This window comes from Paenibacillus radicis (ex Xue et al. 2023), assembly GCF_024722015.1.
GTDB lineage: Bacteria > Bacillota > Bacilli > Paenibacillales > NBRC-103111 > Paenibacillus_S.
This window is the reverse complement of record NZ_JANQBD010000004.1, coordinates 254,285-277,282: the sequence shown is the minus strand read 5'-3', so window position 1 is coordinate 277,282 and position 22,998 is coordinate 254,285. Positions and strand designations below refer to the sequence as shown.

The 22,998-nt window shown below is 43.5% G+C and carries 20 protein-coding genes, 1 other RNA gene and 1 pseudogene; 8 read left to right on the top strand and 14 right to left on the bottom strand.

Features of this window, described 5'->3' with window-relative positions; translation table 11 throughout:
* Positions 1 to 76 precede the first annotated feature (76 nt).
* The 4 genes from NV381_RS07890 to NV381_RS07875 all read right to left on the bottom strand — a co-directional run bounded on the left by NV381_RS07890 (position 77) and on the right by NV381_RS07875 (position 4,157).
* On the bottom strand, positions 77 to 1,909 hold the full coding sequence (locus NV381_RS07890; RefSeq protein ID WP_258212715.1) for a CHASE2 domain-containing protein: 1,833 nt from the start codon (positions 1,907 to 1,909) through the stop codon (positions 77 to 79).
* A 144-nt stretch (positions 1,910 to 2,053) separates the two neighbouring features.
* On the bottom strand, positions 2,054 to 2,287 hold the full coding sequence (locus tag NV381_RS07885; RefSeq protein WP_171656180.1) for a ferredoxin: 234 nt from the start codon (positions 2,285 to 2,287) through the stop codon (positions 2,054 to 2,056).
* 61 nt (positions 2,288 to 2,348) lie between these two features.
* A complete protein-coding gene (gene mobB / locus NV381_RS07880) occupies positions 2,349 to 2,855 on the bottom strand; it encodes a molybdopterin-guanine dinucleotide biosynthesis protein B (protein WP_258212714.1) in 507 nt (168 codons plus the stop codon).
* 3 nt (positions 2,856 to 2,858) lie between these two features.
* Positions 2,859 to 4,157: a DNA polymerase IV gene (locus NV381_RS07875; protein ID WP_258212713.1), complete on the bottom strand. Its 1,299-nt coding sequence runs from the start codon at positions 4,155 to 4,157 to the stop codon at positions 2,859 to 2,861.
* Positions 4,158 to 4,363: 206 nt separating this feature from the next.
* Here NV381_RS07875 and cimA point away from each other — a divergent pair, with 206 nt between their 5' ends.
* The gene (gene cimA, locus NV381_RS07870) at positions 4,364 to 5,983 is read left to right on the top strand and encodes a citramalate synthase (RefSeq protein WP_258212712.1); all 1,620 of its coding nucleotides are present in this window, start codon (positions 4,364 to 4,366) and stop codon (positions 5,981 to 5,983) included.
* A gap of 59 nt (positions 5,984 to 6,042) precedes the next feature.
* Here the strand turns inward: cimA and NV381_RS07865 are convergent, their stop codons facing one another.
* Positions 6,043 to 6,588: a TlpA family protein disulfide reductase gene (locus NV381_RS07865; RefSeq protein WP_258212711.1), complete on the bottom strand. Its 546-nt coding sequence runs from the start codon at positions 6,586 to 6,588 to the stop codon at positions 6,043 to 6,045.
* 157 nt (positions 6,589 to 6,745) lie between these two features.
* On the opposite strand from NV381_RS07865, the gene NV381_RS07860 reads away from it, so the two are divergent.
* Both NV381_RS07860 and NV381_RS07855 read left to right on the top strand, forming a co-directional pair.
* On the top strand, positions 6,746 to 8,050 hold the full coding sequence (locus tag NV381_RS07860; RefSeq protein WP_258212710.1) for an MFS transporter: 1,305 nt from the start codon (positions 6,746 to 6,748) through the stop codon (positions 8,048 to 8,050).
* A 70-nt stretch (positions 8,051 to 8,120) separates the two neighbouring features.
* Positions 8,121 to 8,594 carry a M67 family metallopeptidase gene (locus NV381_RS07855; RefSeq protein ID WP_258212709.1) on the top strand — a complete coding sequence of 158 codons (474 nt, stop codon included), beginning with the start codon at positions 8,121 to 8,123 and terminating at the stop codon, positions 8,592 to 8,594.
* A gap of 1,010 nt (positions 8,595 to 9,604) precedes the next feature.
* On the opposite strand, the gene NV381_RS07850 is transcribed toward NV381_RS07855, so the two are convergent.
* From NV381_RS07850 to NV381_RS07840, 3 genes are read right to left on the bottom strand one after another with little or no spacing between them, the layout of a single operon-like run.
* The gene (locus NV381_RS07850; protein WP_258212708.1) at positions 9,605 to 10,342 is read right to left on the bottom strand and encodes an exonuclease domain-containing protein; all 738 of its coding nucleotides are present in this window, start codon (positions 10,340 to 10,342) and stop codon (positions 9,605 to 9,607) included.
* Positions 10,343 to 10,353: 11 nt separating this feature from the next.
* A complete protein-coding gene (locus NV381_RS07845; protein WP_258212707.1) occupies positions 10,354 to 11,430 on the bottom strand; it encodes a DUF294 nucleotidyltransferase-like domain-containing protein in 1,077 nt (358 codons plus the stop codon).
* A gap of 59 nt (positions 11,431 to 11,489) precedes the next feature.
* Positions 11,490 to 12,875, bottom strand: a complete 1,386-nt coding sequence (locus NV381_RS07840) for an ammonium transporter (protein WP_258212706.1) — start codon at positions 12,873 to 12,875, stop codon at positions 11,490 to 11,492.
* 465 nt (positions 12,876 to 13,340) lie between these two features.
* Between NV381_RS07840 and NV381_RS07835 the strand changes: the two genes are divergently transcribed.
* Both NV381_RS07835 and NV381_RS07830 read left to right on the top strand, forming a co-directional pair.
* Positions 13,341 to 13,772 carry a MerR family transcriptional regulator gene (locus NV381_RS07835; protein WP_258212705.1) on the top strand — a complete coding sequence of 144 codons (432 nt, stop codon included), beginning with the start codon at positions 13,341 to 13,343 and terminating at the stop codon, positions 13,770 to 13,772.
* A gap of 21 nt (positions 13,773 to 13,793) precedes the next feature.
* Positions 13,794 to 14,480: a zinc metallopeptidase gene (locus NV381_RS07830; RefSeq protein WP_258212704.1), complete on the top strand. Its 687-nt coding sequence runs from the start codon at positions 13,794 to 13,796 to the stop codon at positions 14,478 to 14,480.
* 29 nt (positions 14,481 to 14,509) lie between these two features.
* On the opposite strand, the gene NV381_RS07825 is transcribed toward NV381_RS07830, so the two are convergent.
* Positions 14,510 to 15,421: a LysR family transcriptional regulator gene (locus NV381_RS07825; RefSeq protein ID WP_258212703.1), complete on the bottom strand. Its 912-nt coding sequence runs from the start codon at positions 15,419 to 15,421 to the stop codon at positions 14,510 to 14,512.
* A gap of 103 nt (positions 15,422 to 15,524) precedes the next feature.
* On the opposite strand from NV381_RS07825, the gene tpx reads away from it, so the two are divergent.
* A complete protein-coding gene (gene tpx / locus NV381_RS07820) occupies positions 15,525 to 16,043 on the top strand; it encodes a thiol peroxidase (RefSeq protein WP_258212702.1) in 519 nt (172 codons plus the stop codon).
* 137 nt (positions 16,044 to 16,180) lie between these two features.
* On the opposite strand, the gene NV381_RS07815 is transcribed toward tpx, so the two are convergent.
* Positions 16,181 to 16,570, bottom strand: a complete 390-nt coding sequence (locus tag NV381_RS07815; protein WP_258212701.1) for a DUF1499 domain-containing protein — start codon at positions 16,568 to 16,570, stop codon at positions 16,181 to 16,183.
* Between the two features lie 320 nt (positions 16,571 to 16,890).
* Between NV381_RS07815 and xylB the strand changes: the two genes are divergently transcribed.
* Positions 16,891 to 18,420 (top strand): xylulokinase, encoded by a 1,530-nt coding sequence (xylB, locus tag NV381_RS07810; protein WP_258212700.1) that lies wholly within the window; start codon positions 16,891 to 16,893, stop codon positions 18,418 to 18,420.
* 1,206 nt (positions 18,421 to 19,626) lie between these two features.
* Here xylB and NV381_RS07805 read toward each other — a convergent pair.
* The 3 genes and pseudogenes from NV381_RS07805 to NV381_RS07795 form a co-directional block, all read right to left on the bottom strand.
* A pseudogene (locus NV381_RS07805) lies at positions 19,627 to 19,913 on the bottom strand (transaldolase family protein); the annotation flags it as partial.
* A 52-nt stretch (positions 19,914 to 19,965) separates the two neighbouring features.
* Positions 19,966 to 20,146, bottom strand: a non-coding RNA gene (gene ssrS / locus NV381_RS07800) — 6S RNA.
* A gap of 65 nt (positions 20,147 to 20,211) precedes the next feature.
* Positions 20,212 to 21,054: a YesL family protein gene (locus NV381_RS07795; RefSeq protein ID WP_258212699.1), complete on the bottom strand. Its 843-nt coding sequence runs from the start codon at positions 21,052 to 21,054 to the stop codon at positions 20,212 to 20,214.
* A gap of 183 nt (positions 21,055 to 21,237) precedes the next feature.
* Between NV381_RS07795 and NV381_RS07790 the strand changes: the two genes are divergently transcribed.
* Positions 21,238 to 21,327: a YjcZ family sporulation protein gene (locus tag NV381_RS07790; protein WP_258212698.1), complete on the top strand. Its 90-nt coding sequence runs from the start codon at positions 21,238 to 21,240 to the stop codon at positions 21,325 to 21,327.
* 49 nt (positions 21,328 to 21,376) lie between these two features.
* Here the strand turns inward: NV381_RS07790 and NV381_RS07785 are convergent, their stop codons facing one another.
* Positions 21,377 to 22,987, bottom strand: a complete 1,611-nt coding sequence (locus NV381_RS07785) for a DEAD/DEAH box helicase (RefSeq protein WP_258212697.1) — start codon at positions 22,985 to 22,987, stop codon at positions 21,377 to 21,379.
* Positions 22,988 to 22,998: the final 11 nt, after the last annotated feature.

The following is a 22,998-nucleotide window of genomic DNA, read 5'->3' as shown; positions in this document are numbered from 1 at the left end:
AATCTTTTTTACGAACTAACTCACTCTATTAATTGTAATTTGATATTTTTTAATTAGCAATGCAAAATTTGACACATTACGAGGCTTTCCCCGCTTTCCCTCCCTCTGCCGGAGTACCCTTTATGCTTACCACTTCAAAAAGCTTCAAAGCCGAGCTTTTCCCCTTCATCAGCTTCTCACCGGCAAAGTTATATTCGATATAATCCTTTGTCTGCTCATAGGTGGATTCAGATACCCAAACTTGATTCGGACTGGCTGTCGATTCGATCCTTGCTGCTGTGTTGACATTGTCTCCAATGGCCGTATAATCCACCCGCAAATAAGAACCAATATTTCCTACAACTACATCTCCTGTATTGATACCAATTCTTATACTAAGATTGATGCCATATTTAGCCTCGACATCAGCACGAACCTGCTCCATCCCTTTTTGTATTTCATGGCCTGTCTTTACGGCATAGAAAGCATGGTTAGGCACATCCAGTGGAGCATTGTACAGGATCATGGCTGCATCACCGATAAACTTGTCGATTGTGCCATGATTCTCAAGTGCTCTCTCTGTAATTAAATTGAACATCATATTCAAGAAATCAACGACTTCCTCCGGTTTAAGCTTCTCCGATAGCGGTGTAAATCCACTAACATCCAGGAACAGCAGCGTTAACTCTCTTTTGATACCGCCTAACTGGATTTCCGAATCGCTGCTAGCAATCTCTTTGACCAAATCAGGAGAAATATATCGTCCAAATTGCTTGGTTATGTAGTTCTTTTGCTTCGTTTCAAAATAGGTCTTCATTGCTATGTTCCCTAAATAGGAGACTAGGCCGCTCAAAACAGCCCCTACTGAATCCAAGTAAAAATCGCTATAAGCAAATGTTAGGTATTGTACTATCATGAGACCTATTGAAACGGAAAAGACCAGAATAATACCGGAAATTGCTTTTAATCTCCATGTTAAGAAACCGAATAACAAAATCATCAACGCTGCCAATGCGACGGTCCAAGAGCCGCTGACAGGGGTAATAATTTTCTGATTCAGGATCTGATTCAAAATATTGGCATGGGCATAAACCAGATGCATGTGGCGTTCAACCGGTGTAATCCCTTCATCTGAGCCAGGCGCTGTATATCCTACCAATATGATCCGGTCCTTGAAGGTACCCGCCGGAATTTTCCCCTTGTACACTTCAGAAAAAGGAATGGTTTCAAAATCTTTCTCCACACCGTCCCACTTGATGGTCAACTGGGATTTCGGACTGTTTTGCTGCACTGGCATATTCACATATTTACTTACATCTGCACCGGCTAATTGAGCCATGGCAAGTCCCATTGAAGGCAATATACCTTCTGGCGTATTGATCTGTAGCCAGTTAAAACGAATTACGCCATCCGTATCAAAAGCCGCGTTAATATGCGCTTTGTTCATAGACTTGTTAATGGCGGGAATTGGATTTTGCACTCTCTGCGCCATGATCAATTCGCCCTCTTTAACTTTAGTTGAACGGGCAAATTCATTTTCTAATTCGGCATGGGAAGGAAAGATGATGTTTTTATACTTAGCAATCTCCTCACCAAGCAACTTATCGCTCTCCGGGTTATTGCTTTCCGTGTAAAGCTCAATATCGAACCCGATAACTCTGGCTCCAGCCTTTTCCAATTGATTGATCAACTGAGCATATACTTTACGATCCCAAGGATAGGGACCGACCGCTTTAATTGATTCCGCATCAATACCGATGACAAGGATATCACCATGTGGTGCTCCAGTCATGGATTGTTTCATATTAATGTCGAATACTTGGTCGGAGAGCACTTTCCATAGTCCAAAAGTAAGAAAAATCAAACAAATGAGGACCACTATTGTATTTCCGGTTACAATTATTGCCGTTTTACTGACATTTTTTCTCATCTAATCCCTCCAACCCAAAGTTTCGTACATAATCTTATCATAAAACCCATCCAAATACATGGAATTTCTACGAAATTTAACAAAAAAAGCCCTTTTTCCTAGGAATAATTCCCCAGAAAAAAAGGCTTTTTGTCGAATCAATTATTAATTGAAAGGAGTGTCTGCTACTTTGATAGAATCGGTAGGACAGCCGTCTTGAGCATCCTGCAGATCGTCATACAAGTCGTCAGGAATTTCAGTTACGCCTTTGTTGCCATCACCGTCAAAAATAACTTCAGCTAAACCCTCATCGTCATAATCATAAATATCTGGAGCTGTTGCTCCACAGGCTCCACATGCGATACAGGTATCTTTTTCAACCCAAGTGTATTTTGCCATCTCTAAATTCCTCCCTAAATTGTAAGCTCATCCTAAAATATAATATAAAACAAGAGAAAGTTCAAATAGTATTCTTCATATGAACTTCTATCCATGCCGCAATTCCGCTTATATCGTCTATATTAAAAAAAGGAATCGTTGCAGGTGCTAGCTCTTTTAGTGATTCCAACGATGCGGCAGCTGCTGGAGCTTGAGATAAGCTTTCAAAAATTTCAGCCTGTTCTTCATTAAGGAATAAAGCAATTTTATCATGGGTTCCATTTTTGAAGCCTTCTACTAATATGAGCTCATAGCTTTGAGCTTGCAGCATTTCCACAATTTGTTCGAGATCCACAGCTTCCCGCCGGAATGCCATATAGGAAGTGGGTGATACAACTACTGTTGCAGCAGCCCCCGCCTGCCGGTAATGGGTGGAATCTGTTCCCTCAGCCTCTTTATAATGCCCATGAGCATCGTGCTTAATCACTGCTACTTTCAGTCCGGAATTGGTAAAATGGGCTACTAACTTTGAAATCAGAGTCGTCTTCCCACTATTTGAAAATCCCGTGAACCCAATCACACTCGTCATTGCTTACTTCTCATCCTCCAACCGATTTAGCTTAAGATGATCCATCTGCAGCGATGTACCTCTCGCTTTGTGATCGCGTATGAGTGACGATGGATCGTCTCCCAGCATACCCGCTGTCAATATCGCGCTTTCCCCGAATTTATCACGAAGAGCATCCAATGTTTTATTAAGCTTTTCCCTCACAGGCTGCTTCTCATAATCGAACAAATCCAATTGAACTGCGGCCTCGGCTTTATCCAATAAATTCTGAAGTGTGATTCCAAGCAACCGGACCGGCTTGCCTTTGGACCAATGCTCTTCAAACAATTTACAAGCCATGCTGTAAATGTCCTCACGGTTTTCAGTTGGAGTTTGCAGCTTCGCCGCACGTGTGATCGTCCTCATATCGGGATCTCGGATAGTAATCTGTATTGTCTGGGCGAGCAACATTTGCTTGCGGAGACGCCTGCCAACCTGATCCGACAAATTAAGAAAAACTCTGCGAATATCAGCTAAATCGGTAAAGTTAATAGGAAGTGTTGTAGTATGACCAATCGATTTGCTTTGTTCCCGCTCCGGATGTACAGGTGAATCATCCTCGCCATTGGCTGAATGTCTTAATACAACGCCCATCACGCCGAAATGCTCTCTTAGCAGCTTCTCTTCTGCTTTGGCAAGCTGACCTAAAGTATGGATATTCAAACGCTTTAGCTTTTCGGCTGTTTTGCCCCCTATACCGTATAAATTAGCACAGGGTAGATCCCATAATACCCGCGGCACATCTCGTTTTCGAAGGACGGTAAGCCCATTTGGCTTCTTCATATCGGAAGCCATTTTGGCCAAAAGCTTATTCGGAGCAACTCCAACCGAACAGGGGAGCAGCAGTTCCTTCCGAATACGATTTTGGATAAGCTCAGCAATTTCCAGTGGAGTACCGAATTGCTTGGACCCTGTTATATCCACATAGCATTCATCGATCGACATGGCTTCCACCATTGGCGAGTAGTTATATACAATATTCATAAAGGCACGTGAATATTGCCTGTACAAATCAAAATTCGGGCGAATGAGGATCAGTTCAGGACATTTTTTCACCGCTTGCCCAACCAGCATACCCGTCTTAATTCCCTTTGCCCTTGCAGCGTAAGAGCATGTGACGATTATCCCTTTGCGCAGCTCCACACTACCGGCAACAGCTGTCGGCTTCCCCTTGTAAAGCTCAGGCTCCACCGCCTCATGCACCGAGCAATAAAAGGCATTCATATCAATATGAAGAATCACTCTTCCATTAACCGGATAGGCTTGCTTATTTTCAATGTTCATAATCTGTCTGGGTTAGAAGTGACATTTTTATTCCCCCATAGGAAAGTGACGTAACATAGCCGTTCCTCTTAAAGGATACCTTCCTTGCATTTGCAGGTCAAGCCGGACTGTCCGTCTATTTTGTGAAAATGATACCCTATGTTGGAATTATTGTGATATAATAATGAATCATATTTTGTGCAAGTCTTATTGCAGGAGGATAACCCATGGCCAACTTCGTAAAAATTTTCGACACAACTCTTAGAGACGGCACCCAAGGTGAAGGTATTAGCTTATCCGTTGAGGACAAGATGAAAATTGCCCGCAAGCTTGATTCCCTTGGAGTTCATTATATTGAGGGCGGATGGCCCGGCAGCAACAATAAGGATATTGAATTTTTCACACGTGTTAAGGAGCTTGGCCTCAAGCATGCAAAGGTTACCGCTTTCGGCAGTACTCGACGCAAGGATACGCTGCCTGAGAACGACATCAATCTCAACCGTATATTGGAAGTTGGAGTTCCGGTTGCAACGATTTTCGGCAAATCATGGGATTTCCATGTTCACCAGGCCATTCAAACTACATTAGAAGAAAATCTTTCCATGATATACGATTCCGTTCATTATTTGAAAAATAAAGGCTTGGAAATCATCTACGATGCTGAGCATTTCTTTGACGGTTATAAAAACAATGCGGATTACGCGCTGCAAACTATCAAAAAAGCAGAGGAAGCCGGAGCGGACTGGATCGTTTTATGTGATACGAACGGTGGGTCCCTCCCTCATGAAATAAGCGAAATCGTATCCGTAGTGAAACGCTCCGTATCCATTCCCGTTGGGATTCATGCCCATAATGATTGCGAGCTCGGAGTTGCGAACAGCTTGGCCGCCGTTATGGCTGGTGCGACACAAGTTCAAGGTACAATTAACGGGTTTGGAGAACGATGCGGCAATGCGAATTTATGCTCTATCATCCCTAATTTGCAGCTTAAGCTGAACTACTCCTGTATTTCGGAAGAGCAGCTGCAAAGCTTGTCTAACGTTGCTCGTTATGTAAGCGAAATTGCAAACATGCATTTGCCTGTTAACCAGGCTTTCGTAGGAGCAGCGGCTTTTGCTCATAAAGGCGGAATTCATGTTTCGGCGATCCTGAGAAACCCTAGCACTTACGAGCACATCAAACCTGAGCTTGTCGGTAACAAGCAACGCGTGCTTGTATCTGAGCTGGCAGGCCAAAGCAACCTGGTGTTCAAAGCTCAGGAGCTTGGATTAGATTTCGATCACAATAATGAGCAATCACGTAAGTTGATTGAACAAATCAAAGAGATGGAGCATCAAGGCTATCAGTTCGAAGGAGCCGACGCTTCGTTAGAGCTTCTAATCCGTGATGCTTACGGGAAGCAAGAAGAATTATTCACCTTGGAATCCTTTAAAATCATAGTTGCTAAAAATGCCGGACAGCCCGTCGTTACAGAAGCTATAGTGAAGCTGAATGTAAACGGCGAATCCGTCTATAATGCTGCGGAAGGCAATGGCCCTGTAAATGCACTTGACAATGCACTACGCAAGTGTCTGCTGCAATATTATCCTGTATTGCAAGACATGCACCTGAGCGACTACAAAGTGCGCGTGCTTGACGAAAAGGATAAAACAGCGGCTAAGGTTCGTGTATTAATTGAGTCCACTGACTTCCAAAATACATGGAGTACAGTTGGTGTATCAGCGAATATTATCGAGGCAAGCGGAGACGCCCTTATCGATAGCCTGCGCTATGCTTTAATCGGGAAAACGAGAAGCGCTGTGCAAGCCGAAGAGCAAAAAGAACGCATCGGTCTTGTCAATCATTAAATGCTCCTAATAAAACCGCGGCAGCATGGAATATTATTCCTGCTGCCGCGGTTTTATTATTAACCTTGGCTGTTAATTAGCAATTGAATACGCTTTTCAAGCATTTCTGGTGGGAGAACATGTATCACATCCCGGAGAATACCATGCTTATCAACCAAGAAACTGGTCGGTACAAACAATATCCGATACAGCTCCGCAGTCGTCCCTTTCTGGTCTAGCAATACAGGGAAGGATAGATCATACTTTTTCACAAACCCCTTTACGTCCTCCAGCCTATCATCTCTGGTGACATTAACGCTATATAGATCAAAATGTTCACCGTATTTATCAAACATCCGTTTTAAATCCGGCGCTTCCTCATGACAAGGACCACACCACGAAGCCCAAAAATTCACAATCAAAGGCTTCTCCCTTTCGCCTCCAATTTGGTATCCTTTTCCATCCAGTCCTTGTAACGTAAAGGACGGCACCGGTTTATTCCTCGCCATTTCTGGCGGTCTAATCCCCCCTGCGGCGCGAACTTCTTGGCCATTTTGTATCATTTGATAAGCCGCTAATCCTGTTAATATTAAAGCAATTAGCAATACTGGAAAGTTCCGTTTCATCCAAAACGCTCCTCTAACCCAAAATATGTTTTATTTTATATTGTAACCAAAATGGTTCATTGTTAGTTGGAGCCCCCTTCTAAGTCGGACAGAATGACAAGATCGACCCTAGGGCACATTATTTGTACAACACTGTTCTAGAGGAGACTTTCGACCGATGCAAAAGACAAAGAATCGCAAGCTGAACATCACCTTCGAAAGCGATATGGAATCGGAAGCAACTACAGCTCCTGACACTAATCAAAAGGATAAAAAAGGCAGCACATCCAAAGGACAAATATGGGAATTCATAGCCATTGCCACAGTTCCCTTGGTACTAGTATTAGGCAATTCCATGCTGGTTCCGATTTTACCTGAAATGCAGGAAAAGCTCGGAATCAGTAAATTTCAGAGCAGTCTGGTTATTACCTTATTTTCGGTAACAGCAGGTCTAATCATACCGATCTCAGGCTACTTGTCAGACCGTTTCTCCCGAAAAGCCATTATGATCCCATCATTAATCATTTATGGAGCAGCAGGCGTTCTAGCGGGGTTTGGAGCTGTCTGGAACTCGTACACGATCATTATCATCGCCAGAGCCATTCAAGGGCTTGGCGCTGCCGGTACGGCCCCTATAGCGATGGCATTGGCAGGGGATTTATACAAAGGGGGCACGGAAAGTAAAGCGCTTGGCTTAACCGAAGCTTCCAATGGAATGGGTAAAGTACTAAGTCCTATCATTGGCACTCTGTTTGCCCTCATTGTCTGGTATGCTGCCTTTTTCGCTTTCCCTGTATTCTGTTTGATCTCTCTGCTTGCAGTCATGTTTTTATTAAAGGAACCAAAAAAAGAAAAGCAAGCGCAGAAGCTTAAGCCTTACTTGAAATCAATCGGCACTATTTTAAAACAGAAAGGACGTTGGCTGATCACTGCTTTTTTCGCAGGCTCCTTAGCGCTGTTTGTTTTATTCGGTGTCCTCTTCTTTTTATCCAATATATTGGAAGAAGATCCATACAACATCGATGGCGTGAAAAAAGGTTTAGTGTTAGCCATTCCCCTGCTAGGCATGGTTGTAACTTCATACACAACCGGAGCCATGATTAAGAAGAATGGAACCTTGATGAGATGGCTGATGAATATCGGGCTTGTTCTTATGACGATAGCGCTAGGAGCCTGTATTTTTATTTTAGAAAAAAACCTCTATTTCTTGATAGGCTTGCTAACGATTAGCAGCATCGGAACAGGATTGTTATTGCCATGCTTGAATACTATGATCACGGGGTCTGTTGAAAGGCAGCAACGAGGAATGATTACCTCGATCTACAGCAGCTTAAGGTTTCTTGGAGTAGCCTTCGGCCCTCCGTTGTTCAGCTGGATGATGGACATATCCAGTCAAATTGTTTTCATTACCGTAGCCAGCTTATCTCTACTGACGCTTGTCCTGGTATTCTTTCTTATTAAACCAAAAGGACAAATTAGTTAACGGATCTTCCCGCATGTTTGCAAAACCATTATAATAGTCAGATCAAACTTAAAAAGGAACTTGGCAGGCCATGTATAGATCGGTGTTCATTAAAAAAGTTTTGTTTGATCAAACTGCATACTATTGCATAGAAAAAAAGCCGTATGAAGCCTGCGGCTTTTTACTTGGTTCTCTAGAAGCGGATACTGTTTATGCAGATGAATTTATACCCGTGGCAAATGTTGCTGAAAATGCTGCAGTTAGCTTTATGATGGACCCCGCCGCAATGATCCCTATTGTTACGAACATTTCAACTAATAAAAGGTTAATTGTAGGAGTGCTGCATTCTCATCCGACTGCCGCAGCCATTCCATCTGCTGAAGATTTACAATCGGCATGGCTTCATATTCCAAGCCACTGGATTATGTCTTTGCAGCATGATGGAATTATTGACTTACAAGCCTATCATTATTTTGAAAATAACTTGCATGATGCATCGGGCCGCACAGATTCATTCTCAAAAATTAGGTACACCTCGCTGGCTTTAAATATTTACGATAATTAATGGCTCAAAACCGAAATCAGCGCTTGACGAAGTTATTCGAATCCGTCTCCTTGTCCAACCTAGCCTTGGACAAAAACTTAAGAACGGTAATGACAGCGCACACGACTTTATTCGAATTTATTCGACTTGAAGCCACTGCCTGCTCCCAAAAAACTGCATTTATACATCCTTTAGCCGGTATTTCCGAAGTCTCATGAATTCATGCAAATGTGCATTTATTTTTTCATTTTTAGCTGAAGCGGTGCGTTTTCCATGAAAATGGATGTACTTTTGCAGGTTTGTTCTCACTACGCAATTCCGGTAGGAAAATAACTACATGTTTGCAGGATTTTGCGAGGACTAGTGGTCGTGGAGGGTCAAGTACTGATTTTGAGGTTGAGCCTAATTAATTTTAAAAAAGCTTCAATTCGAAGGCCTCTCGATTAAGATACATTCGTATCCTGAAGGTGGCTTTTCTTCTAATAGTAGGTGAACCTCCGGTTCAAACATCACTTCTAATATTATAGTAAAAAGCTTGCGCAACCTTGGTGTACCTTCTACGTGTGTGCGTTTGGAGGGATCGTTATGGGTTACTGCCGCCGCTGTTGAAGTCCTGTCTTGGAATGGTAGGTTTACAACTTTGGAGATACGAGATTCAAAGTCAATAGCTTCGAATCATACATTATTCCCGTGATTTGAAGCACTAGCAGAAGTAATCCTTCCTTTATGGCATGGAAAGCACACAAAAACAGAGCGATAACGGAACAACCTCTTCCGCTATTATCTCAAATTGGATGTTTCAGACTAAATAACGGAATTTCAAGTTCCGTTATGGACTTTTAACGCACATAGCTACGTTCCCTGTTAACCGGATGATTGAAAACGTAAAAATATTAAGAATTCATATAAGATAGAACTAGAAAGGGCGCCTCTGCTTCATATTTGTTTCATAATCGTTTGAACCAGGCCAAACCGTGGGTCGAACTTTCCAATAGGTCAAAAAACCTTCGGCGCGTTCACACCAAAGGTCATTATTGTTGATAGCTTAAATGCGTGTATAGATCACCGAGATTATAAATCTCTCTCGAATGGATTTCAAGCAGCAGCTTACTCCATAGCTTGGCGGTCATCAGCGCATCCTCCAGCGCATGGTGACGGGTAGTTACTTCCACTCCATACAAGTCCAGCATTGAATCCAAATCATAGCTTTTCAGCTTTGGATTAAGCCATTTGGCTACCATCATTGTATCTAGAATACGATGCGATAAATTTATTTTCGACGTTTTCCATAGGGCGGAATTCAAAAAATGCTTGTCATGCCCCGAACCATGAGCAACAAGAACTTTCTGCTGAACAAACTCCAGAAAACTTCGCAGCCCATATAGTAAATCAGGAGCATCTCCGACCATCTCGTTTGTAATTCCGGTTAAATGAACTATTTCCTCAGGAATAACTCTTCTGGGATTAACCAAACTATAAAAGGTTTGTTCTTCCATTATAGAATCGCCATTGACTGATACAGCGCCAAACGAAATAATTTCATCCCCATTATACGGAGAAAAACCGGTCGTTTCCAAGTCGAAAACAACCAGTTCCACCGTATTTAAGGGGATATCGTATAAAGAGTTTTTCCGCTGCTCCTTCATGATGGATCGAATGAAAGCCATCTGCTGGGCGCTTTGCGCATTAAACATTGAAGTAATGGCGGGTGTTATTCCGCCCATTTTGTAGAGATGCCACATTCTTCCCGCAGGCTTCATGTCTTTCATAACAATACCACCTAACCTTTTTCTATCTCTTTATGAACACTTTTCTTAACATACTTTTGCAGATCATTGCCGATTCTTAGACAGAGCTTCAGCTCACTGATTCGTTCCTTGGTTAATCCGTCTGCAGACAGCTTTCCCCTGCTTGTGTAATGCCCCTCTTCAAGCTGAAAAGGGGTAAACGAGCGGAGCTTCAACGCAATGGACAACGCTTCCAGCCAATCCTGAGCTATTTCCTCTTCGACAAAACCTGTCTTCATCAACCCCAATATCCGCTCCTCTGTGGAGGAAGCCTTCACTCCTGCTTCCACAGCCAGCAGGCGAATACCGCTTACAATCGGAATATAGGCCCCATACTTAATATCAACTCCGCCTGCATCCTCACCGTATCTCTCTTTAATGAGCTGCCCGAACAAGCCAAGCGATATCTTATGATGAAGCGTGTTATGCAGCATGTGCTCCAGCATGATAGGATGCTTACGGACATAATCAAAAAACTCGTCCAACACTGCTGTTACCAAACCCTTGTCGCCAAATACAGTTCTCATGTCTGCAAGTATAAGCAAATATCGGATATGCTCCCAATGCGGATCCTGCATCCACTCGTGAAGCATCGAACGATAACCGTTCAGGGGCTTGCGCCATTTCTCATTTGTGCAAATCACTCCGCCTGTGCATGGAGGATAGCCAAGTTGCATCAGCAGCTCACTTACCGCTTCTGCAAGCAGCTTAAAATAAACAATTGCCTGCTCCTCGATCTGGAAATTAGCTGGAACCCCATAGATCAATCCATTATCCTGATCGCTCCACAACGTCTGTTCGCCGCGGCCACCACTTCCAAACAACACAAAAGCAAAAGGTACCGGAGGATCGCCGCCTCCCTCTTGCCGTACTTTCTCTTGTCCAAGACCGACAGCCTTCTCTATTAAAAGATCATGGACTTGATTCAGCTCACGGTTCCATTCAATTGAAGTGGAAAGAAGGAGACGCCCTTCGAACTCCTCATGCAGTTGATCGCGTATTCCTCGAAGCTGCTTGTAATCGCCAGCCCTTTGAATTTCACTGCGAATCATTTCTAATGAGAGTTCCATTAGGTATCCCCTTCAGCCTTGTTATTTTAGTTGGTATGAAAACTTCTTACACAATTATTTTACAAAGTTTGAGCGTTTGTTTGAGCTTTCTTCATAGCTTCTGGATAGCCGTAAGTACCATGCTCGGAAAGATCCAGACCAACAATTTCTTCCTCTTCAGTTACACGAAGGCCAATGGTTACTTTAATCAATCCAAGAATGATGAAGGACAGAACCAATACGAATGCAAACGCTCCGAAAACTCCCAACGCTTGAACACCCAATTGGTGCAAGCCTCCGCCGTACAATAGACCAGGTCCGCCAACATTTACCGCTTTAGCCAGTTCTGGTGTTGCAAAAATACCTGTTGACAATGTACCCCAAATACCAGCAATACCGTGTACAGAGAAAGCATAAACCGGATCGTCGATACCCGCTTTTTCAAACCATTGTGCTGTAAAGAAGGTAATGATGCCTGCCAGAGCGCCGATAATGATCGCATCACGTGGAGTAACGAATGCGCAAGCTGCTGTGATCGCTACAAGTGCCGCAAGCACGCCGTTCAACATGCTAGGGATATCCGCTTTACCGAAGTACATCCATGATACCACAAGGGCCGCTACTGCGCCTGCTGCTGCTGCAAGGTTTGTTGTCAAAGCTACATAACCAAAGAATCCATCGCCAGTTGCACTTAATGTGGAGCCTGCATTAAATCCGAACCATCCAATCCAAAGGATAATAACGCCCAGAACGGATAATACTTGATTGTGTCCAGGAATTAAATTAGGTGTTTTATCTTTATTAAATTTACCGATACGTGGCTTAAGCAAGATTGTTGCTACTAATGCAGCAGTTGCACCCTGTAAATGAACAACCGTCGAGCCTGCAAAATCCTGCATACCCAATTGACCAAGCCAGCCGCCTCCCCATACCCAGTGAGCAACAACCGGATAGATACAAACGGTAAACAAAATTCCGAAGATAAAGTAGACAGCAAGCTTACCGCGTTCTGCGAAGCCGCCCCATGCGATAGCAAGTGATACACCTGCAAAAGCAAGTTGGAACAAGAACAAGATACTAATAGGAATAGGTGATTCTGCAAAAAGGCTTATAGAAGCTTTTGTTTGCTCCGCACTGCCATCAAGGAAAAATCCGCCTTCCCCAATGAAGCTGTTTCCGTCACCGAAGGCAAAGCCGAAGCCGATTGCCCAAAAAGCAATGGCGCAAATACCGAAGGTTAAAATTGTTTTACCTGCAACGTGACCCGCATTTTTCATTCGAGTGGATCCTGCTTCGAGAAGTGCAAAACCAGCTTGCATAAAAATTACGAGTATTGCTGCCAACATGACCCAAACGGAGTCGATGGCACTTGCAAGTTGTGCAGGGGTTTTGTCATCCGCTGCAAATGCCATAGTCGGTAATAGCAGAGACATAAGGCCGGTTGATAAAAGTAATTTTTTAAACATGGTTGACCACTTCCTTCTTAATGTTAGTTTATATAACATGTTTTGAAATTCTTAATGTCATTATATACAGCATTTCTAGATTTGACAATAGGGTTTTTATCAAAAAAACGTTAAAAACGAAAAATAACCTGACATGGATTATGCATAATTCGGATTTTCTAACGATATACTAGTGATTCTCCCATTAAAACGTGTGATAAATACTAACAATAGCCAAATGTACGCTTTTTGTTTATTTTTTGTTAAGTTTTTCAATGTCAGGTTTGGCTTAAACGGCGTCCAAGCTATATATATATAGAAGAAGCACTCATACATCGGATCGTAAAAGCATAACGTTTGACTGTACGGTTTCATATCAGGTATCATATATAGAAGCTCAATCGAGCCGCTATACATAATCCGTTTAATGTATTTACACTTACGCGCTATATTATTTTTCTTATAAGGAGGGAACTCGATGGGGATATGAAGCTATTTAAAATCGGCGAACTCGCTCGTTTATCGGAAGTCAGCTCCAGAACAATCGATTATTACACTAAGATTGGTTTAATCGAGCCAGAAACACGTTCAAATACTAACTACCGGTTATATAGCGATGAAACCTTAACCCGCTTAAAACGTATTGAAAATATGAAAAGGGAGAAATATACCTTAGAGGAAATCAAGGCGAGCCTTCAATTGTGGACTAAAATCAGCAAGGATGAGATCGTGACAGAAAAGCTAACATCACTACAACTCCATTTGCAGCAATTGCAAAAGGAAGTTCTGGAAATTAGCCCTATTCTCGAACGATTGAAGCCTTCACAATTAAAGAAACTAAATAAAGTGCTCACACCTCATACCGCTGCATGTATCGAGGCCTTGCTGCTACTACTGGGTAAAAGCCCCTTATCCTAATACAAACGGAGGTCTGCTGCCATGTTTTTTCATCCGATGGATTTCTTGATCATCATTGCATTCGCGCTTTCTTTATGGGCGCAATTCCGAGTTAAGGGCACGTTTAACAAATGGGCCACGGTCCCAACCCAGAGCGGCATGACTGGCTACGAGGCAGCCCGCCGAATGCTGGATGCCAATGGACTATATGACGTACCTGTAGAACCGGTACAAGGAAGGCTTACCGACCACTACGACCCTACGCAAAGGGTGGTTCGCTTATCGGAGCCGGTATATTATGAAAACTCAATCTCCGCCGTCTCCGTTGCTTGTCACGAAGTTGGCCATGCCATTCAGCATAAGGTCCATTATCCAATGCTTTCACTTAGACACACCATGTTCCCCGTTGTTAATCTAACCTCCGGGGTAGCGCCATTATTAATTTTGGCCGGTCTATTCTTTCAACAGTTCAACTTCTTGCTAGGTCTTGGTATTATTTTCTTCTCCGCCGCTGTAGCTTTTCAACTAGTGACGCTGCCTGTAGAATTTAATGCGAGTAATCGGGCAAGGGATCTTATGATTGCTGAAGGCTTTATCTCTAACGAGGAAGAACGCGGAGTTGCCAAAGTATTAAATGCAGCAGCTTTGACTTATGTAGCAGCCGCACTTATCTCGCTTCTAGAGCTTCTCAAATACATTATGATCTTCAACAATCGTAACAACGATTAATTAAATATTAAAAGAAACAAAGCCATCGACTAAGTCGATGGCTTTGTTTCTTCGGTTTCTTGGAAAAAATGGAGCAGAAAACTTTGAAAACCCTCTGCGACAAGCGGCAGCTTATCACCTGTTCTTTGAATCAATCCGATACTCCGGGTCACTTGCGGTTCAATAACCCGTACTTTGGCAGGCTGGAGCTGACTAATCTCCGTCAAGGCCATCTCCGGAAGTAAACTGACTCCCATTCCTGCGGCGACCAGTCCACGAATCGTATCGGTTTCTTCGCCTTCAAAACCAATCTGCGGTACAAAACCCGCCTTTTCACAGGCTTCAAGCACAATGCTCCGCAATGAATATTCCTCACTGAACATAACAAAGGAATCATCCCTTAACTGCTCCAGTCGAATCGTTCCGTTATCAGCAAGAATATGTCCTTGCGGAACAATAGCATACAACTCCTCTTCAAGCAGCAAATGCCCGCTTACATGTTCATGCTTTTCAGGAAACGGAGAAATAAATGCCAAATCAATTTCCCCTTTCACCAAGTCGCGAATTAGACTGTTATAGGTTCCTTGCCGCAAACGAAACTTTACATTAGGATGCGTGCGGCGGAAGCTGGCGACAACTGTAGGCAGCAAATAAATGCCCAGGCTGTGAGGGAAGCCTATGCGTATTTCTCCGGCTTCCGGATCTAGAAATTCGCGAACCTCAGTAACAGCTCTCTCCAGCTCCAGTAAAATCTCATCTATTCGACTTAAAAACAGCTTTCCCACAGAGGTTAGCTGAAGGTTTCGTCCCTTTTGCACAAACAAAGCTACGCCGAGTTCTTCCTCCAGCTGATGGATTTGTCTGCTTACCGCCGATTGAGCAACATGCAGCTCCTCAGCTGCTTGAGTTACATGCTCTTTTTTCGCAACTTTCACAAAATATTGAAGCTGTCTTAATTCCACAATGTTTCTCCTTCCGATTGGACAAGTTCCTTTTAAAAAGCTTATAATAAATGATGGTGAAATACCAATCATTCTCAATGAAAAATAAGGAGGCCCATTTACTATGGCACAAGAGCGTACTGGTGTAGCAACTCTTAAAGGCAATCCGATTACTTTGATCGGTCCAGAACTAAAGGTTGGCGACAAAGCACCTGACTTCAAAGTAAACAAAAACTTGATTGAACAGGCATCATTAGCTGACTATGCAGGTAAAGTCAAACTAATCAGTGTCGTTCCTTCCCTGGATACAGGTGTATGCGATGCTCAAACTCGCCGTTTTAATGAAGAAGCGGCAACGCTTGGCGACAACGTGGTAGTACTGACTATCAGCGTGGACCTTCCTTTTGCACAATCCCGTTGGTGCGGTGCAGCAGGCATCGACAAAGTGATCACTTTATCCGATTACAAAGATCATTCTTTCGGCCAAGGATACGGCGTACTGATTAATGAAATCAAACTATTAATGAGATCCATCTTCGTAATCGATGCTAATGATACTATTCAATATGTCGAGTACTTAGGCGAGATGACTGAGCATCCTAACTATGAAAATGCAATCGCAGCAGTTAAGAAGCTCGTTTAATCAAGAATATTACATTGTTTCAAAAGAACAGCGGAGAAGCACTTAGCTTCTCCGCTGTTCTTTTCTTTAAATGCCATAAGAGCATAATCCTCAAGCAATGTATCTTAATTGAATAGCTTCTAAGTCAGAAGCTTTTCTTATTGATCCATTTTGTGAGATGCAAGTCGTTTATCCAGTTGTTTGTAAATCTCCAGAATCGTTCTGTAGTTGGAGCCAAGATCGCCCAAAGATCCTCTCGAAGCTGAATAGACATCAATAGCTGTTTTTAACGGATTGATTCCAAATAAGGTTAAAGTGATGTCTTGTGTCCGTCCGGTAACCGTTTTTCTTTCCACAACGATTTCACCGACATTCTTGACTTCGTGAAGCAGTTTATACCCGTTCATCTTCTTGAACATGTTGGTCACTTCATCCCAGACCTGATCCTTGGAAAGCTTATAATACCGGGTTTTCAGGGCCGGATCCTTCGCTTTTTCTCCTGTTGTCTCATGGCTACGAATTAGGCCGATTAAGGTGCGCTTTAACAAAGCTTTCCCTCCTCATAGAAGTACAGTACAATAATTTCCGTATACACTATTTTAAATCATACCATTGATTCGCCTTCATATAAAGAGTTATTTCACATTTTAGACAATATTATGTTATTTACATTAAAATAAGTTACAAATTCATGACAGATTTAAAATCACTATTTCTAAAGATGCCTTAGAGCCCAAGATTTTTCAATTATGTATAAAACGCTGGCAACTATTCAGCAGGAATTTCTATTTTCCCTCCGAATATATATATCATACAATTTGTTTATCCAATAAACTAAGTATGAATATCAATAGTTGAGGTGAGTGTATTGGCTTATTTTTTAGGAATTGATTTGGGAACTTCAGCAGTAAAGTGCATTCTAGTAGATGATCAAGGTGGAGTCAAGTCTAGCCACAGCGTTGAATATCCCCTGTTGCAGCCACAACCAGGATGGGCAGAACAGCATCCTGAGGATTGGTGGAAAGGAACTGCCGCTTGCATACAAGCCTTGTTAACAAAAGCATCTGTACAGGGTGAGGAAATCGCAGGTATAGGCCTTTCAGGTCAGATGCACGGATCCGTTTTCCTTGATCGTGAACTGGAGGTGGTTCGCCCTGCTCTGCTTTGGTGTGACCAACGTACTGCCGCCGAATGCGATTGGATTGAACAAACCATTGGCAAAGAAGAGTTGGGCCGCTTGACGGGGAATAAAGCACTTACCGGATTCACTGCACCAAAGGTGATCTGGTTGCGCAATCAAGAGCCTCAGCATTACGATCGTACCGCACATTTAATGCTGCCCAAGGACTATGTAAGGCTGAAGCTGACTGGCGCCTTCGGCATGGACATGGCGGATGCTAGCGGCACGCTTCTCTTAGATGTGGCGAAGCGCAAATGGTCGCCTGAGGTGGTTGAGCGGCTCGGTATACCGATGGAATGGCTGCCGCCTCTCTTCGAGAGCAACGATGTTGCAGGGCATGTGCTGCCCGCTGCAGCGGAGCTGACTGGCCTGACGGCGGGCACCCCCGTCGTCGCAGGCGGTGGCGACCAAGCCTGCGGCGCGGTCGGCGTAGGTGTCGTGCAGCAAGGCATCGCCTCTGTTGCCATGGGCACTTCCGGTGTCGTGTTCGTCCATGACGACACGTACCAAATGGATCCGGAGTGCAGGCTGCACTCCTTCTGTCACGGCGTGCCGGGCAAGTGGCACCGCATGGGCGTGATGCTGGCCGCCGGAGGCTCGTTCCAGTGGTGGAAGAACCACTTTGCGTTCGAGGAGCTTCAGCAAGCTGAAGCGGAAGGCCGCGATGTGTACGAATACTTGACGGCGCTTGCCGAGACAGCGCCTTTAGGCAGCGAGGGCTTGCTGTTCATGCCTTATTTGACAGGCGAACGCACGCCCCACCCAGACCCCAAAGCACGCGGCGGTTTTATTGGGTTAAACCTGCGCCATACAAAGGCACATCTCACACGCGCAGTTCTCGAAGGCATTACCTTTGGTCTGCGGGATTCCATGGAGCTAATAAAAGCCTCCGGTATCGAGATCAAGGAGCTTAGGGTAAATGGAGGTGGCGCGCGAAGCTTGTTCTGGCGGCAAATGATCGCAGATATTTTCGGATACCCTGTCGTTACTGTGAACTCCACGGACGGACCTGCTTATGGCGCTGCTGTAATGGCGGCCTCAGGGGTACTCCAGAAGGATGTAGCTGCTTTATGCGATGAATGGATTCAGGTTGTAGACAGAGTCGAGCCTAACCCACTTCAACAGCGTGAGTATGAGCGGTACTATGAAGTATATCGTACCCTATACCCTACTCTACGGACAACGCTTCACCAATTAAATGATCTTGTATCCCCTTAATAAAAGGGAGAAGCGTTGTAATCAACAGCTTCTCCCTTTTATTCTTAGTTCCTATTAAAAAAATGCCTTATGGCGTTCTTGATGTACGATCTACGTTTGTGCGCTTTGGAGGAATGGGTGTGGGATTACGGCCGCTGTTGAAGTCGTGTTCCTTTGAATGGAAGGTTTGAAGCGGTAGGAACACGTGCTTTCAAAGGTAGGTCGCATACCCGAGCAGTTACCGGAGGTGACGACCAGGGCGGATGCTTACGCTCCTCCCCCCCACACCGATTCCCTCTTTTGTTCTACTCTGTGCTTTGCGCCGCTTCCTTACTCCACTTAGTCGGTCTTCGAGCCATTATTAGCCCCCTTCGCAGTGTCCATGTACAGTTAGTTTCACTATACTTTTAGCGAAGAAATCACCTGCACATAACTAACAAACGCTATGTACTGCATCATCCACGGAAGTGAAGGGAAATGCGGAAGTAATTGTTCCGTTATCACCTGAAAATTCCAAAAAACAGAGTGATACAGGAACAGCTAGTTCCGTTATTGCTCTGTTTTTGTGCTTAAATGCTTCAATTGGCCAACATAACGGAATTCCCACTTCCGCTATCGCCCCAGATTGGAGGCAGCAGACGGAATAGCGGAACTTTCAGTTCCGTACAAAATCCTCAAGGGCTCATCGCCGCCATCCCCATAAAAATCCTCCCTTGATCATGGCGTGCTTTAAAGATCTTAAGCTCTAATGTAGCTCTTATCTAAGCAAGTTAGGCAGATTACTCGCTCATTCTTAAATTCCTTCGAAAAGCTTGCTGATCGAAACTCTTTCATTGAGGATACATTTCAACCTTAAAGGCAGCTCGTCTTGCGAGATAGGGCAGCTTCGGCAAACTTATATTAGGAAGAGTATCTTACCTCAGTACTGTAAAGCACTTAAACTATTCTTCCATGTAAGAATAGTTTCTATTCGAAGCCCTCTCGATGAAGATACATCCGTGTCTTAGCGGTAGCTTTTCTTGCAATATCAGACTTGTTCAGCTCCGCTGAAAATTTATCAAGTCTGATATTATAAGAAAGCTTTTTTCGAAGCCCTTTCAATCAAGATACATTCGTGTCCTAGAGTGGCCTCTTACAATAGCAGAAAGGTGAACCTCTGGTTCCTTTCTACTATATAAAACAAGCCTGCCAGGTTATCCCTGAGCAGGCTCTTATTCAATAATATTCCTAGAATCGGCTCAACTTAGCGCCTTCCCAGTCAGCCAGGAAACGCTCGATTCCTGAATCTGTAAGAGGTGCTTGACCATTCCTTGAATAACCTTAAGAGGTACTTCTGCAATATCTGCACCCAGCAGCGCCACTTCAATCACATGAGCGGAATGTCGTACGCTAGCCGAGTTAATTTCCGATTTAATGTTATGTACTTTGAACATTTGACTGATTTACTTAATCAGGTTCATCCCGATTTGATTAATATCATCCAAACGGCCAATGAATGGCGACACATAAATAGCCCAATGGCAAGCCCCAACTGAAGATATGAATGAGCAAAAAGAAAATGGCACAAAAAAACCCGCAAATGCCGTCCGATTTAGCGTCTCAAACCCGCTCTCGCAGGTGGGTGTCCGCAGAATCGCTTTTGAAGTCCCTTTTCGAGGGCAGGTCAGCCGCGATTCGATGTAGGTCTCCCAAGAAACAGTCATTGGTTCAAAACAACTTAAAATCGTAACGAACACCGCAGGATTTAATTGTAACCCCATTATAAGTTTTTCTGATGTGAAAGTAAACCTTCTGTAAAAAGCTCCTAATTAATTAAGGCTTCTCGTTTCTAGTGTTCCCATCCTCGGATGATTGATGCATTTGTGTTGACGAAGAAGGGAGCCTGTCTTCGGTTGTCGATCCGTTCTCTCCAGCTTCGAGCTGCTTTTTCTCGGCTTCCTCCGCCTCTTTATCAGCTATTTCCTGTTGTTTGGATTGAAGCTTGCCAAAGATTAAATTGAAATGCCAAAATGTAATCACCGCAATTAAGCTGCCCATAAAAAACGGAATCAAGAAAGTAAATGTCGAAAAGCTTATGTATATAATGAAGCCATTGCAAATGATCATGGTTATAGAACGAACCGGATGACCGATTGAGATCAAAACTGCATTTTTAATAATCTGAAACATCTTCATGTGTAAATGGGATAAAATGGAGAAAAAATGAAAAAATGATACAGAAATCAACACTGTAAGCGTCAACACCAGGAAGCGTAATACACCAAGCGATCCGGTTTGACTGCCGTAATATTTGAAATTTGTGTACAAAACTACAGCTATCAGCGTATAAATAAAACCGCCCAGCATGGCTTGTACAAAATTTTCTTTGTATCCACGAAAGAAAGTTTTGAATAGAGGAGCATCCTCTTCACCTGTAAGCCATTTACGAGCAACGGAAAACATAGCAGCAGTTGAAGGGAACAGTGTAAATGGTGATACAATCGCAAGAAGAATTAATGTCGATAATAGTTGGTCAACCGAATCTGTTTGCAGAAGCATCAATCCGATAAAGAAAAAGGGCAGTGCGCAAATTATCCATAGTACATTAATAACAGATAACCGCATAATCCATTCTGAGATGCGGTAAAAACCACCCATAATACCTCTAAACTCCAAAACAAAACCCTCCCTAAAAAAATCTGACACAACATTAATCAAAAGTTCAATTCACAGTCAATCAATCTACAAAATATATTATAGCCTATTTTGCAAGTTCTAGGTAGCCGTCTATGCAATACGCCCGTGTGGGCATAGGATATATGGTAACACCCGGAAAAATCCGCAAAGGAGGTTAGCACAATGTCCCATGCTGCGATCTGGACTTCCACAGGAATAATCCTTGTACTTTTTATCCTTCTGGTAATAATTCTTCAAGGAACCCTAATATAAAAGGATGAATAGAAAAGGTGAAGCTTGACTTAAGCTTCACCTTTTCTTGTTAATTTTTTACAAGTTCTTCGTTAGAACGGGAAGACGAAGTGGAACGGTTAAATCCACGATCACGTCCATAATCACGGCTTCCTTCGTTACGTCCACCGCCGCGATTGTCGCGTGAAGCATAGTCTCTGCTTCCACCGCCGCCATCTCTGCGAGGAGGTCTCGAGCCGGAACCGGAGTTCGAACCAGAACGGTCATAAGGCTTATCGTTACGACGAGCGCCTGCTGCTGTTCCGTAAGTACCGGATGGTTTACGGCCTGAGCTGCGTACATCCTGTCTTCTCTTTTTAGCGCGAAGCGGCTCTTCAGGTGTCAATTCGATAGCTACTTCTTTTTTATCGCCTGTCAGCAATTTCAATGCCGAGGCAAGAAGATGAACAGAATCATGCTGCTCCAACAGTTGAATTGCCAAGCCTTTGTACTCGTTATGATCTTCTTTATCAAGCAACGCAAGAATACGTTCAGCCGTAACTTTTTGTTTCCCTTCGATAGCTTCTGCCAAGCTAGGAATCGGCTTTTTCGTGATTTTGTGGCGAGTCAGCTTCTCAATGAAGTTCAAATGATCGATTTCTCTTGGAGTTACGAATGTGTATGCCGCACCTTCTTTACCAGCGCGCCCTGTACGACCAATACGGTGAACGTAGCTCTCAGGGTCTTGCGGCAAGTCAAAGTTGATAACGTGAGTAACACCGGAAACGTCCAATCCACGAGCTGCTACGTCTGTTGCTACCAATACATCAATGCTTCCGTCACGGAACTTCCGCATAACGTTGTCACGTTGGTTTTGGGACAAATCTCCATGCAAACCTTCCGCTGTATAACCGCGCTTTTGCAAGCCTTCTGCTAATTCATCAACCCGGCGTTTTGTACGGCCAAAGATGATAGCCAAATCCGGAGACTCCATGTCGATCAAGCGGCATAACGCATCGAATTTCTGTCTTTCTTGCAATTCAATATAGGATTGCTCGATTAATGGAGCACTCATTTGCTTAGGAATTACAGACACATGCTCTGGGTTACGCAAAAATTGTTGAGCTAATCTTTGAATATTAACAGGCATTGTAGCTGAGAAAAGCATAGTTTGACGTTCTGCCGGAACCAGCTTCAGGATAGATTGGATATCTTCCATGAAACCCATATCCAACATTTCATCCGCTTCATCCAGAATAACGGTTTGCACATCATCCAGCTTGATTGTTTTGCGATTGATATGGTCCAACAACCGGCCTGGAGTTCCGATAATGATTTGCGGTTTTTTCTTCAAAGAACGAATTTGTTTCACGATGTCCTGTCCACCATAGATCGGTAAAGAACGGATACCTTTAAATCTGCCTAGCTTCTCGATTTCTTCTGCAACCTGAATGGCCAACTCACGTGTTGGGCACATAATCAAAGCTACGATTTTCTCTTCTCTTACATCAATTTTATTTACCAACGGGATTCCGAATGCCGCTGTTTTGCCTGTACCTGTTTGTGCTTGACCGATCAAATCGCGATTATCCATTGCAATGGGCATTGCCTTTTCTTGAATCGGTGTTGATTCTTCAAAGCCCATTTCCGTAATGGCACGAAGCACCTTTGGTTCCAAGCCGAACTCGCTAAAATTTTTCAAATGTTTTCAAT

Bases quoted from the DNA above. Each gene is read 5' to 3' on its own strand.
- NV381_RS07890 (WP_258212715.1), bottom strand. From the start codon at position 1,909: ATGAGAAAAAATGTCAGTAAAACGGCAATAATTGTAACCGGAAATACA.
- NV381_RS07885 (WP_171656180.1), bottom strand. From the start codon at position 2,287: ATGGCAAAATACACTTGGGTTGAAAAAGATACCTGTATCGCATGTGGA.
- mobB (WP_258212714.1), bottom strand. From the start codon at position 2,855: ATGACGAGTGTGATTGGGTTCACGGGATTTTCAAATAGTGGGAAGACG.
- NV381_RS07875 (WP_258212713.1), bottom strand. From the start codon at position 4,157: ATGAACATTGAAAATAAGCAAGCCTATCCGGTTAATGGAAGAGTGATT.
- cimA (WP_258212712.1), top strand. From the start codon at position 4,364: ATGGCCAACTTCGTAAAAATTTTCGACACAACTCTTAGAGACGGCACC.
- NV381_RS07865 (WP_258212711.1), bottom strand. From the start codon at position 6,588: ATGAAACGGAACTTTCCAGTATTGCTAATTGCTTTAATATTAACAGGA.
- NV381_RS07860 (WP_258212710.1), top strand. From the start codon at position 6,746: ATGCAAAAGACAAAGAATCGCAAGCTGAACATCACCTTCGAAAGCGAT.
- NV381_RS07855 (WP_258212709.1), top strand. From the start codon at position 8,121: ATGTATAGATCGGTGTTCATTAAAAAAGTTTTGTTTGATCAAACTGCA.
- NV381_RS07850 (WP_258212708.1), bottom strand. From the start codon at position 10,342: ATGAAAGACATGAAGCCTGCGGGAAGAATGTGGCATCTCTACAAAATG.
- NV381_RS07845 (WP_258212707.1), bottom strand. From the start codon at position 11,430: ATGGAACTCTCATTAGAAATGATTCGCAGTGAAATTCAAAGGGCTGGC.
- NV381_RS07840 (WP_258212706.1), bottom strand. From the start codon at position 12,875: ATGTTTAAAAAATTACTTTTATCAACCGGCCTTATGTCTCTGCTATTA.
- NV381_RS07835 (WP_258212705.1), top strand. From the start codon at position 13,341: ATGAAGCTATTTAAAATCGGCGAACTCGCTCGTTTATCGGAAGTCAGC.
- NV381_RS07830 (WP_258212704.1), top strand. From the start codon at position 13,794: ATGTTTTTTCATCCGATGGATTTCTTGATCATCATTGCATTCGCGCTT.
- tpx (WP_258212702.1), top strand. From the start codon at position 15,525: ATGGCACAAGAGCGTACTGGTGTAGCAACTCTTAAAGGCAATCCGATT.
- NV381_RS07790 (WP_258212698.1), top strand. From the start codon at position 21,238: ATGTCCCATGCTGCGATCTGGACTTCCACAGGAATAATCCTTGTACTT.